Annotated in this window: 14 protein-coding genes and 1 pseudogene; 8 read left to right on the top strand and 7 right to left on the bottom strand. The window is 36.5% G+C overall.

The genetic code is table 11. The features are described 5' to 3' along the window. Positions 1-371 precede the first annotated feature (371 nt). Both IOC57_RS24715 and IOC57_RS24710 read left to right on the top strand, forming a co-directional pair. Positions 372-707 carry an ArsR/SmtB family transcription factor gene (locus IOC57_RS24715; protein WP_137020278.1) on the top strand — a complete coding sequence of 112 codons (336 nt, stop codon included), beginning with the start codon at positions 372-374 and terminating at the stop codon, positions 705-707. Between the two features lie 40 nt (positions 708-747). Continuing rightward, positions 748-1,746 (top strand): NADP-dependent oxidoreductase, encoded by a 999-nt coding sequence (locus IOC57_RS24710; RefSeq protein WP_207441188.1) that lies wholly within the window; start codon positions 748-750, stop codon positions 1,744-1,746. A gap of 363 nt (positions 1,747-2,109) precedes the next feature. On the opposite strand, the gene IOC57_RS24705 is transcribed toward IOC57_RS24710, so the two are convergent. Together IOC57_RS24705 and IOC57_RS24700 are read right to left on the bottom strand one after the other, a co-directional pair. Further along, positions 2,110-2,526: a hypothetical protein gene (locus tag IOC57_RS24705; protein WP_207441186.1), complete on the bottom strand. Its 417-nt coding sequence runs from the start codon at positions 2,524-2,526 to the stop codon at positions 2,110-2,112. Positions 2,527-2,835: 309 nt separating this feature from the next. Next, positions 2,836-3,708 carry a LysR substrate-binding domain-containing protein gene (locus IOC57_RS24700; RefSeq protein ID WP_309487764.1) on the bottom strand — a complete coding sequence of 291 codons (873 nt, stop codon included), beginning with the start codon at positions 3,706-3,708 and terminating at the stop codon, positions 2,836-2,838. Between the two features lie 506 nt (positions 3,709-4,214). Here IOC57_RS24700 and IOC57_RS24695 point away from each other — a divergent pair. After that, positions 4,215-5,363, top strand: coding sequence for a M24 family metallopeptidase (locus IOC57_RS24695; protein WP_207441185.1), 1,149 nt, complete (start codon positions 4,215-4,217; stop codon positions 5,361-5,363). A gap of 132 nt (positions 5,364-5,495) precedes the next feature. Next, on the top strand, positions 5,496-6,827 hold the full coding sequence (locus tag IOC57_RS24690; RefSeq protein WP_207441183.1) for an MFS transporter: 1,332 nt from the start codon (positions 5,496-5,498) through the stop codon (positions 6,825-6,827). A 106-nt stretch (positions 6,828-6,933) separates the two neighbouring features. Here the strand turns inward: IOC57_RS24690 and IOC57_RS24685 are convergent. Then, a pseudogene (locus tag IOC57_RS24685) lies at positions 6,934-7,343 on the bottom strand (cupin domain-containing protein). Between IOC57_RS24685 and IOC57_RS24680 the strand changes: the two are divergent. The 3 genes from IOC57_RS24680 (at position 7,309) to IOC57_RS24670 (ending at position 8,684) form a co-directional block, all read left to right on the top strand. Next, positions 7,309-7,542: a DinB family protein gene (locus IOC57_RS24680; protein WP_309487766.1), complete on the top strand. Its 234-nt coding sequence runs from the start codon at positions 7,309-7,311 to the stop codon at positions 7,540-7,542. The pseudogene IOC57_RS24685 and the gene IOC57_RS24680 sit on opposite strands and share 35 nt — an antisense overlap. A 249-nt stretch (positions 7,543-7,791) precedes the next feature. Next, positions 7,792-8,211 (top strand): hypothetical protein, encoded by a 420-nt coding sequence (locus IOC57_RS24675; protein ID WP_207441181.1) that lies wholly within the window; start codon positions 7,792-7,794, stop codon positions 8,209-8,211. Between the two features lie 323 nt (positions 8,212-8,534). Further along, complete coding sequence (locus IOC57_RS24670) at positions 8,535-8,684, top strand: hypothetical protein (RefSeq protein ID WP_094246623.1); 150 nt, start codon at positions 8,535-8,537, stop codon at positions 8,682-8,684. Between the two features lie 62 nt (positions 8,685-8,746). Here the strand turns inward: IOC57_RS24670 and IOC57_RS24665 are convergent, their stop codons facing one another. The 4 genes from IOC57_RS24665 to IOC57_RS24655 form a co-directional block, all read right to left on the bottom strand. Next, the gene (locus IOC57_RS24665; RefSeq protein ID WP_207441180.1) at positions 8,747-9,052 is read right to left on the bottom strand and encodes a hypothetical protein; all 306 of its coding nucleotides are present in this window, start codon (positions 9,050-9,052) and stop codon (positions 8,747-8,749) included. Positions 9,053-9,332: 280 nt separating this feature from the next. Continuing rightward, on the bottom strand, positions 9,333-9,464 hold the full coding sequence (locus IOC57_RS26235; RefSeq protein ID WP_396020885.1) for a DUF488 family protein: 132 nt from the start codon (positions 9,462-9,464) through the stop codon (positions 9,333-9,335). Between the two features lie 86 nt (positions 9,465-9,550). Then, the gene (locus tag IOC57_RS26230; protein ID WP_286185172.1) at positions 9,551-9,796 is read right to left on the bottom strand and encodes a DUF488 family protein; all 246 of its coding nucleotides are present in this window, start codon (positions 9,794-9,796) and stop codon (positions 9,551-9,553) included. 136 nt (positions 9,797-9,932) lie between these two features. After that, a complete protein-coding gene (locus tag IOC57_RS24655; protein WP_207441178.1) occupies positions 9,933-10,490 on the bottom strand; it encodes a GNAT family N-acetyltransferase in 558 nt (185 codons plus the stop codon). A 121-nt stretch (positions 10,491-10,611) separates the two neighbouring features. On the opposite strand from IOC57_RS24655, the gene IOC57_RS24650 reads away from it, so the two are divergent. After that, positions 10,612-10,947, top strand: coding sequence for a winged helix-turn-helix transcriptional regulator (locus tag IOC57_RS24650; RefSeq protein ID WP_207441176.1), 336 nt, complete (start codon positions 10,612-10,614; stop codon positions 10,945-10,947). The last annotated feature ends 119 nt before the right edge of the window (positions 10,948-11,066 follow it).

Below are 11,066 nucleotides of genomic sequence, written 5' to 3'. Positions count from 1 at the left end.
TTGGGAGGGAAAGCCTCCAGGAGCGGCGTGGGGATGTACATTATATGGTAAAATATGGAGTGGTAGCTGACTCCTTTATTTAACTATGCCTTCACTAAGCCTAACTGATCTGAACTCATTCATTTACCCGTAAGTCCAATTACAAGGGTTATGAAATCCTGCGAATAAGTGAGCATTCGAGCGATATTCGAATCAAACTGAGGGAGTTCCAAAACATTTAAAAGTTAACGATACTTACCCTCTAAGAGGTATTCGTCTCGATTTGCTTTCTCAATATTGCACCTAACAGAACAATAGTATATTGTTCTGTTAGGTGCAATATGGTTCATCAACTTAAACCATTAAACTGATTACTGGAGGTATTTTACTGAATGAATAAACAGGACCAACTAAATATTATCAAAGAGGATTTTATTAATTGTCAAAAAGTACTATTGGCAATTGGTGATGAAACGCGTCAATCGATCTTGTTAGTTCTAATGGGTACGGATTGTCAAACAGGTTTACGTGTGGGTGAAATCACTAAACAAACACATCTTTCTCGACCTGCTGTGTCCCATCATCTTAAGGTTTTAAGAGATGCCGGTGTTATTTTAATGCGTAAAGAAGGGACAAAAAACTTTTATTATATTAATGTACGTACGGAATTAGGTTTATTAAGAACGCTTGTGTTGGATATTGATAAGTTCATGCAGAACTTTTATTGAAATCAAGGAATATAAACACACATTAGTTGGAGGTATAGGTATGAGAGCAATGGTTATTGATAGGTATGGGAAAGTTCCAATGCGTTTGGTAGAAATGCACACACCTGAAATTGGTGAATATGAGGTACTCGCAGAAATTCATGCAGCTAGTATTAATCCTGTTGATTTTAAGATACGCGATGGGAAAGTGAAATTGCTAGTTAAATATAAAATGCCTCTTATCTTAGGAAATGACTTTTCTGGTGTCGTTGCAAGGGTTGGCACAAAAGTGACTCGTTTTAAAGTTGGCGACGAAATATATGCACGTCCACGTAAGAGTAAAATCGGTACTTTTGCTGAATATATCGCCATTCATGAAGATGACATCGCTTTAAAACCTAAAAATTTAAGCTTTGAAGAAGCAGCATCGATTCCACTGGTTGGGTTAACCTCCTATCAAGCCCTAACTGACATTTTGCAATTGCAAAAGGGACAAAAGATTTTAATTCAAGCTGGTGCTGGCGGTGTCGGTACCTTTGCTATTCAACTGGCCAAATTAATGGGTGCCACTGTTGCAACGACTGCCAGTGAAGCTGGTGCGAATTTAGTGAAATCTCTTGGTGCAGATGAAATTATCAATTACAAGACAGAAAAATTTGAAGAGATACTGAAAAACTATGATGCCGTATTTGATACACTTGGGGGTGAGATACTCGAAAAATCATTCGAAGTGATAAAAAACGGAGGGAAAATTGTTTCCGTTTCGGGATTACCGAATGCTCGTTTTGGTAAAGAATATGGTTCCGGATTTTTTAAAACGTTGTTGTTTTCTGCAGCAAGTAATAAACTTACTGCGCTTGAAAAAAAGCATAATGTTCAATATACGTTTTTGTTTATGAAGCCGAGTGGAGAGCAATTACGTATAATCGCAAACTTTATTGAGACTCGTAAAATTATACCTATAATTGATAGAGTTTTTCCTTTTGAAGATGCTCAAAAAGCGATGGAGTATGCGGAGTCAGGAAGGGCGAAAGGGAAAATAATATTAAAAATCAGATAGAAAAAATATTTCCCAACCTTCCTTTTTTTCTTTTTAATAACTCTATAAAGTCACTTCCTTTTAATCAATCTTTTTTCAGTATGGAGTCTTTTGTATGGATGTTAAATATAGGGTAAAGGTAACTTTTCGATCATCTTTATTCTAAAGCTACAATGATCTTCAACGAACAGGCTCTTTAATGAAGTAAACAAAGCCTGAATTCACACTTATAACACCGGGAATTTAGGCTTTATGTATTGTGGTTTCCTTAACGTTGTAAATCCTTTCCTGATGCTACCCCTTAATGAACTATCGGGGCAGTTAGTTCAACAAGAAAGATTGGCTCATAAATGTCACATTAAATTCTGACAAAAAGAAGTACAATTAATCAGCAGTATATTTAGTTAATTCATCAAATTCTTTATCAGAGACATACCGATGCTTATAGGAAATTACACTATATTTACTATATTTCACACCCGGTATACGAATAGTCATACGAATTACCTTATAGGGTGGGTTAAGTGGTCCTTCAAATCCAATTACTCGTAATGACACATCATATGAATCATTTTGAATATCTCTTGAAATTTTTTCAATTCTACTAAAAGTGAATAGCTGGGAATCACCGTGTTTTTCCATAATTTCAAGTATGGTGGTTATGCCCAGATATCTTAGAAAAGCTAATTCCATTATGGAAGGTGGTTGCTGTTGAGGGATTGTTTCTATTGTGGTTTTTGCTTCACTAACACTATTGTACGAAATGAAAAGGATAAGAAATAATATAGCTGTTTTTCTCATTATTAAGTCTCCTTGTTAATTATTATCTTATATTTTTACAAGAAGATAGATATTATTCATAAAACTTTCTTTCGCACAACTCGAAGAAAAACCAATAAAAAAGTAGGTGCTTGTTCAACTAATGGGTGCGTTCGAATTATAAGGTTAGCCAGTTTATTTTACTGGTTGACCTTTTTTTAATAGAATCTATTATATCAGTAGCCAGGGTAGGACGTAGATTTCGTATAACAAGCGAAGCTCAGTTAAGCTCTCCAAAAAATATTGGGAAACCGCCTATCGACACGTAAATGATAGGCGGCTCTCATCATTTTAAATGGAATAATAATCGAAAAACATATCCAGAAACGAATGAAACACCTCTGATTTCTCATCACGGCGGTATGCTACTGCTATATCCAGCGTAACTGTCGTATCCACCAGTTCCCTAAAGACAACTCCATTAGTTTGTGTATTTCCAGCTGTAAGTGAGACGCCCATCCCAAGGGATACGAGAGACATTACCGTTTGGAGGTCATGAGTCTCAACCGTGATATTAGGAGAAAACCCGGCTTGAAGACAGGTTTTTGTAATCACATCGTAAAAGCCCGGTCCAATCACCCTTGGGGTAATAACAAATGATTCGTCTGCCAAGTCTGCTATGGAAATGGGGTCCCCTTTCATTGCCAAGGGATGTTTCTCTGGTAGCATGGCTTTTAAAGGAAGATGCATATAATTTTTTACGATTAGCTGTTCGCTATTAACAGGCGGGGTGAGAAGCCCGACATCAATCTGTTTCCCATGTAATGCATGAATTTGGGCGGTAGTACCCATTTGCTGTAGATTCAAGTTGACGGAAGGATACTTTGCCCGATACTTCTGCACGATGGGAAGGATATTTTCTCCAGTCCCGGTGAACGCAATTACCAGCTGCCCGTGTTCTGCCCTAGCCGTCATTCGTGCTGTATCAAATGCATCCTCAACCAGATCAAGCATTTGATAAGCCTTTTCCAGAAAAGCTTTCCCTGCATTGGTCAATTCAACCCGGCGATTGGTACGATGAAACAGGAGAACGCCAACTTCGCCTTCCAATTGTTGAATTTGCCTGCTAAGCGGGGGTTGGGCAATATGCAAGCGCTCGGATGCACGACTAAAGTTAAGCTCTTCTGCAAGTGCCACGAAATATCGAATATGCCTCAGCTCCACTCTTCCTCCTCCTGTTCATTGAATAATACTTATTGGGTATCATTATAGATATTTTTAAGTATTTCTACAATTCTTTCTTTTTATTTATAATATCTCTAAAGCTGCTTTTGTAAGGAACATGTTCCGAAAATGCGAGTCGATGAGTAGGGAAACGAAGATTACTATATTCTGAGAGTATAAATAAGGGAGAACGATGAGAATAATCTTATAACTACACATTCATTCTGCCATTTTGGTTTCAGGCAATATTTTGTCTCTAATTATAAGTCTTCTCATTAGGAACGCACGTAACGGTAGGGTACACAATCAGACTGGGTCAAAGATGGACTAAATTCATTAAACGTTGGTTTTTATTATTGTTATTTATCCATTATTGATTGTTGTTCTCATGGTGGTATTTTTATTGAAAGTTTTTTCTGTAAATTATTGGAATGTGATTTGAAAAACTTATGAATGTAGGACTGTTTTGTAAGGGTATAAGCATTTTTAATTGAGGGGCTGATCTAATGAATTTTAACAAACGGTTAGAAAAGTTACGGGGTTTTATGGAAAATGGAAAACTTACAGCAGTATTATTGACTGATCCACTTAACCAGTGCTACATGACTGGATTTGAAATAATTACTTATTCCCGACCAATTTTCACATTAGTAACCAAGGATGAATGTATCCTAATTGTACCAGGATTAGAGGAAGAACACGCCAAATTATATGCGGAATATGATCGTATATTTGTGTATTATGAGCATCCTGAAAAGGCAGACCAAATTAACCCTGTTGAGTTGATTATAAAATGTTTACAAGCTCAAAAAGGGGAAAGGAGGCTCGGAATTGAGTCTCGCTTCTTACCATTTGAATTGGCAAGTATCCTCCAGAGAGAAGACTGGGAATTAGCCGATATTACTTCCGAGATGATTAAAATGCGAGCGGTAAAAAGTGTCAAGGAATTAGAAAAAATGCGTCAAGTCTGCTCATTAGCCGTAAGCTCTGTACAAGCAGCATTTCGTGCTCTTAAAGTAGGAATTACTGAGTTGGAAATTGAAGATGCTGCAGCCAGAGCAAGTTATCAAGAAGCCTCTTACCTTTATCCTGACTCAAGCTTTATTTCTAGAGGAATGAGTCCATCTGGAATAGAACGTACGATTTTGCCACATGTGTTTTCAAATTTGAGAAAAATAGAATTAGGGGATGGATTAATTATTACAAGAATTACTTCATTTGATGGATATAAGGGTGAATGTGAACGAACTTGCTTTGTTGGGGAGCCGAATGCTAAGCAAAGAGAATTGTTCGGAGTGATGGTGAATGCACGAAAAGCCGCGCTTGATACAATCAAAGCTGGTGTAAAGGCAAATGATGTAGATGTTGCAGCACGCTCAATTATTCAAGAAGCAGGATATGGTGAAAATGCCGTTCATCGCACCGGACATAGTATCGGTCTTGCTGTCCATGAGGCTCCGTTCTTCCGTTTTGATGATAACTCCATATTAAAAGAGGGAATGACATTTACGGTCGAACCCGGTATTTATGTCCCTGGAATAGGAGGCTTTCGTCATTCGGACACGATTCTCGTTACAAAAAATGGATATGAGATGCTGACGGAGTGTCCTCACTCCATAGAAGAATTAATTTTTAATCCTATTGCCCATAAATAATAGGTTTGAGCAGAGTCAGAAAAAAGCTGTCGGGTTTTATCGATGTCCATCTATATTTGTCTATTCACGGCACTTTCCAGATTGGGGTTTATTAGAAAGGATTTCCTTTAAAAACAAGTGATGATTCATTATATGAATTTAGACAGAAAGCAAGTAAGCCAGACACCTGCATTGGGTTCTGGCGGCTGCTTTAATGAAAACTTATTCTGGGAGTATATAAGAAGGGTGGGGAAGGGTTTGAATCCAAGACTGTCACGACAAAAGGGGATTATTGTACTACTCTTCTTAGGTTGGTTTGTTTCTTCCATTGATCGTATGTTCATAAACATAGCAATTTTGCCTATTGGAAAAGAATTAGATATGGATGCAGCAACTTTTGGGATCGTGCTTAGCATATTTTATCTGGGCTATACACTCATGCAAATACCAGGAGGTATGTTAGCAGACCGATACGGGTCCAAATATGCCATTATAGTAACAATCCTAGTGTTCTCCTTGTTTGCTGGTTTGTCAGGTGTGGCTTGGTCGGTCACTTCTCTCTTGGTTATCCGATTTTTCTTTGGATTGGGAGAAGGAGCGTTTCCAGGAGCAGCTACCAAACTAATGAGTGAGAATGTGAGCCCAGAAAAAAGATCTAGTGCACAGTCAGTATTACTTGTCGCAATTGTATTGGGTGGGTTCGTGGCAAGTATAGCGGGAGCCTACTTTATTACGCAATTAGGTTGGAGAAACGTGTATATATGTCTTGGAATTATGGGGGGGGTTATCGCCCTGTTGTACACCCTATTTCTCCGGTCAGACAAAACCGACCATAGTGAAATTAAGCAGCAAGAAGGGAAAGTCTCTATTACTTCTCTGCTGAAATCACCTTCTATGTGGAAAATAATGGCTTCTCTTTTTGGTTTGTATACTGCGATTTGGGGACTGAATAGCTGGGTGCCATCCTATCTCATGAATGTCCGTAAACTCAATTTGCTTGATACTGGGATCTACTCATCCCTTCCGGCAATTGCAGGGATGATTGGTTACTTGGTTGGAGGGTGGCTGGTTGACAAAGTCTTTGTGAACCGTGAGAGACTATTGATCATCTTTGGCAATCTACTATCAGCCATTTGTATTTTTGCCATGTTCAATGTTGAATATCTGACAATGACAATCCTCTTCCAAAACATGGCGGCCTTCTTCCTTCAGATCGCATACATGGGCATTTTGGCTGTGCCATTGAAGTTGTTGTCCTCTACGATTATGGGAAGCGCTTTTGGAATGATAAATACTGGAGCGAATCTAGCAGCATTTATCACTCCAGCAGTTATGGGTGCTTTGATTCAGCTATTCAATGGATCTTATTACATCGCATTCTGCTATTTGATTGTAGGCAATATTTTGTCTCTTATTATGGGCCTTCTCCTTGGAAACGTGCGTAACGATTTTGTACAAAGTCATGATGGATCGAAGACGGCATAAATTGTGAAAGAGTGTACTTAAACTAACGGGCAAGATAGTGAAGTACACTTTTTTGCAATGTTATTTAAAAAGCCCGGTTGAACAGGGCTTTTTTTATCCTCAACTATTATTTTACTTTACTGTATTCATCATCTGTTACTGGTTCCAACCATTCCGGGGTACCTGCAGTGATTGCTATGTGTTCAAACCAGCTATCTTTTGTAGCGCCATGCCAGTGTTTTACACCATCGTGGGTGACAATAACATCTCCAGCTTTTAAGAATTGAGCAGGTTTACCTTCTTCTTGGTACCAACCTTCGCCACCAGTTACTAATAAAAGTTGGAATCCATCACGATGAATATGCCAGTTATTTCTGCATCCTGATTCAAAGGTCACATTCCCTACACCAACGGTCACTTTAGGGTCAGCAATCAATGATTTAAGATAACTTTGTCCCACAAAAAATTGTGCATATGCTTCATTTTTCTACCCACTGGGAAAATTACTCCTTTTTTTACTTCGGCAAACTTCAACAAATTATCCTGGGAGCAGCTACTAGCTGGTTTAGACACGGTACGCTCCAACACGTTAAGTCTTATTTCAACCATTGATGATGCAGCATGGGATCGTTATGGAACTGTAATGAACTGCCCAGTTTCGATAGGTACCTTTGCATATGGCATTGTCGGGCACGAGTTACATCATATGAAAGTGATTAGTGATAAATACTTATAAGTCTTTTTCTATTAATGAAAAAACCTAATTTCTCATTTAATGCTGAGAAATTAGGTTTTTTAATATTGAAACTTCGCATTTTCCTGACGCTACTGTACAGAGCTAATAAAATTGTTTAATTTACAATAAAGTCATTAAAAAATATAATGTTGTTTAAAAATCCTTATGTCACTAACGGGGCAGGTTAGCTCATTAAGAAAATTAAAAATGGGGATAATACCTTTAATCTTGTTAAAGGAGAGAGGCCCAATGAAAACTAAATTGTCTATTTTAATCTTAACTATGCTTATGTTAATAACAGTTAATGTAAATGCACAAACTTCCGAAAAGTATACGGATAATAGCAAGAAACAACTAATCAGTGCAAATGAATTTTATAAAAGAAACAACTTAGGAGATTATAGTGAATTCAAAACTGCAACCCTGAATATTAGAGAAAAACTTCTGTATAATGATTTAAAATCCACAGTAAATAAACATGCGGAAAAATATTCACTAGTTAATAGTTACAATAATCCACACCCAAATATAGATCCTAAAAGGCAAATATATCTATTTTGTTCCATTAAAGAGACAAAAGAAAAAATGATTCACAAATTTGTAATTATAGATGCTGAGACAAAAGAGCCTATAGCCGAAGGAAACGGAGAAAGGCGGTACTATCATTAAAGATCTATACTAACCCCTCAAATGAGAAACCCAACGCGGACGGAAGATACTACTCCATAAAGACAATAATCCTTAATGAACTAATGGGTCAGGTTAGTTGAATAAGGTAATATTTGGATTAAGATTGTTATAAGTAGAAAAGTTAATAAAAAGGGGTGATTTTTGGGAGAAAAATATTGGGGAGATTATTTTACTAAGTTTTTAATGTTTTTACTGATATATGCAGTACACTAATAAAGTAATAAGGTTTACTTCAGTAAAATAAGGTATATTATATTTGTTGAATAGATTCTCTTTAAAGACAGGAAAAGTAGGTGAACAAAGTGGGAAAATATCAATTGGATACCAAAGGTAAGGTAGCTGTGACAAAGTTTCATGAAAAACAGACGCCTGCCAAATTTGATAAAAAGCAGCATCTTGAAAAAATACGTGCGGAGTATTTGAAAAAGAAGCAAAAACAAACAGATAAATAATATGAATGAAAACATAGGAAGACTAAAATCTCCCTATGTTTTTCTTATTCGAAGTTCTTTTTTCAATTGATGATAGAGTTTATTATTCCCATAAATTTCAGGTTCGGTGACAAAAAACTCGCATCAGATATCCATTCCTCACTAAAAATTTCAGTAGCAGAATCAATAGACCAGCCGTTATTTTGGATACACCAGTAATCTCCAACAGAAATTTTTAAAACATTTGGATACTCACTTGGCTTAGGTAGCTGAATAAAAAGATAAGTCTCGATCTTTTCAGCAAGGTACTTTCGCAACACCCCACACTCAAAGAAAATCAGGGAATACCAATGTGCTGAATTTACTTCTGATAACTTAAAGGTAAACATCACTATGCCTTCACGAAATCTTCATGTCCTGAAATCACTCCATTTAACCGTGAACTTAAATTCAATGGTGATGAAATCCTGCGAATAAGCGAGTATTTGTGAGAAAATCGTATTAAACTGAGGGAGTTCAAGAAGCGTAGTGTAGTCGTACTGCGCGGTAGAATCTCATCAAGAAGAGCGCTCTTTTATTTAAGAAGGTCGCCCGATTCAAATGAACCATTCGGACAATTAACCACACATTTCGTTATAAAGAGATTGAGCAATTAATTTTGATTGTATGCTATAGATGAACGATACGAATGCGATTATCAAATTCCCTTAAATATTCAACAACCAATCTTCGATGGCAATGATGTGGCTTCTCTTCACTGCATAAGAAACATGGAACGCTGTCCTCTATTATTTCATTCATTCTTGTTTCTATTTTCCGTTGCGATAATAAATTTAAGAAAGTGGTCTCAAACTCTCCCCAAGAAATCTCTTTTTATTTGATTGCCTTCATCGGCTTTCCGTCGGGGCTAAAGAAAGATCATGAACATAATCGGTATGAAGCAGTTCTAAGATAAATGCAAGGTCATCCTTCTTAGTGAAACCGGCCAATTGAGATGTGTTTTGTAGACGTGTATCAATAAGACGGTTAATTTTGTTTTGTTGAAGGGTTGATACAAAGGTATTTTTCATAGTTAACAGGGAAGAAACGATCGAGAATATGGTCGGTCTTTTATGGGGATTTTTGTTATCCATAGGAGGGTTATCTAAATAATTTACCACAAGAAGGGAATTTATTAAAAGAAAATTGTGGCATACCCTTTGTACAAAAGGGTACACCTATTAAATCTTTAATTGGGTTAAAAGCAACGAATTTTTTAAACATCCTTAATTATGAAACATCTATCTTATTTTCAAACTGTGTATTGTTTCGTAAAACGGTTATAAAGCCATCCAATATATCATGGCTAACAGAAAATCCTTTACGTTTATAGAATTCCAAGGCATGTTGATTGCCATTTGAAACAAAGATAAAATAATCTTCGACATCATGAAATTGTTTCAACCACTTCATTGACATATTGAAAAGTATAGATCCAATCCGATATTGTCTGTACTCTTCTTTAATATAAAATTGAGATAAACAGCCTACATTATTCCTACTAACAGAAGACAAGTCAAAAAAAGTGGCGAACTCATTTGAATAAGCTTCTTTAGGAGAGATGTTCGAGTAAGCATAACCAACTACTTTACCATTATCTTTAGCAACCACAATATGATTGTAAATCGCACTTTTCATAGAAGGAATCATCCGTGTTTCAAAATTCATGTCGTTAAACAGTTCCGGTTTGAAATATGCTTTTGATTTCTGGAAGGCCATCAGTTCATTACATAGATCTCTACAAATTTCAACTTTTTCGTCAGGTATAACTTCATATTTAAAATTCATATTTTTCATCTCCTTTACTTGAACGAATTAGCTACTTAAAATATTACTACATAGTCATGTTAAAACAAGTATGCAGGATTTTATTACTAAGACAGTAAAAACTGATTAAAGGAGTGTTTTAGTGAATAGAGAAGAAACAAGAAAAAAGAATAGGAATAATTGTCCATTAAATTATGCTTTGAACATAATTGGAGGTAAATGGCGACTCCCAATTATCTGGGCTTTGTGGAAAAACAACACTTTACGTTACAACGAGTTGAAACGTAAAGTTGATGGGATAACTAATATGATGTTATCTCAATCTTTAAAAGAAATGGAGGATTATGGACTCGTTATTCGTAAACAGTATATGGAGATTCCACCAAGAGTAGAATACTCACTGACTGAAGCAGGAAAAGCCCTGATACCATCACTGGATTCATTAGCAAAATGGGGTAAGCATATGCAGAATAAATGAATTTTTTTTGGACTGGATGATAGGGTTTGATTCGGATATACAAACAACTGCACTTTATGTGTCACCTTAATGAACTAACTGGTGCGTTAGCTGAAGATCGGAGCTGTCTATAAGGCAGC

It is taken from the genome of Bacillus sp. SD075 (assembly GCF_017355165.1).
Lineage (GTDB): Bacteria > Bacillota > Bacilli > Bacillales > DSM-1321 > Peribacillus.
Note: the sequence above shows the minus strand (reverse complement) of the source record. Positions and strands in the feature narration are given on the sequence as shown.

What these genes read in the sequence shown, in the direction of transcription:
- IOC57_RS24715 (WP_137020278.1), top strand. Translation starts at nt 372, where the DNA reads ATGAATAAACAGGACCAACTAAATATTATCAAAGAGGATTTTATTAAT.
- IOC57_RS24710 (WP_207441188.1), top strand. Translation starts at nt 748, where the DNA reads ATGAGAGCAATGGTTATTGATAGGTATGGGAAAGTTCCAATGCGTTTG.
- IOC57_RS24705 (WP_207441186.1), bottom strand. Translation starts at nt 2,526, where the DNA reads ATGAGAAAAACAGCTATATTATTTCTTATCCTTTTCATTTCGTACAAT.
- IOC57_RS24695 (WP_207441185.1), top strand. Translation starts at nt 4,215, where the DNA reads ATGAATTTTAACAAACGGTTAGAAAAGTTACGGGGTTTTATGGAAAAT.
- IOC57_RS24690 (WP_207441183.1), top strand. Translation starts at nt 5,496, where the DNA reads ATGAATTTAGACAGAAAGCAAGTAAGCCAGACACCTGCATTGGGTTCT.
- IOC57_RS24675 (WP_207441181.1), top strand. Translation starts at nt 7,792, where the DNA reads ATGAAAACTAAATTGTCTATTTTAATCTTAACTATGCTTATGTTAATA.
- IOC57_RS24665 (WP_207441180.1), bottom strand. Translation starts at nt 9,052, where the DNA reads ATGTTTACCTTTAAGTTATCAGAAGTAAATTCAGCACATTGGTATTCC.
- IOC57_RS26235 (WP_396020885.1), bottom strand. Translation starts at nt 9,464, where the DNA reads ATGAATGAAATAATAGAGGACAGCGTTCCATGTTTCTTATGCAGTGAA.
- IOC57_RS26230 (WP_286185172.1), bottom strand. Translation starts at nt 9,796, where the DNA reads ATGGATAACAAAAATCCCCATAAAAGACCGACCATATTCTCGATCGTT.
- IOC57_RS24655 (WP_207441178.1), bottom strand. Translation starts at nt 10,490, where the DNA reads ATGAATTTTAAATATGAAGTTATACCTGACGAAAAAGTTGAAATTTGT.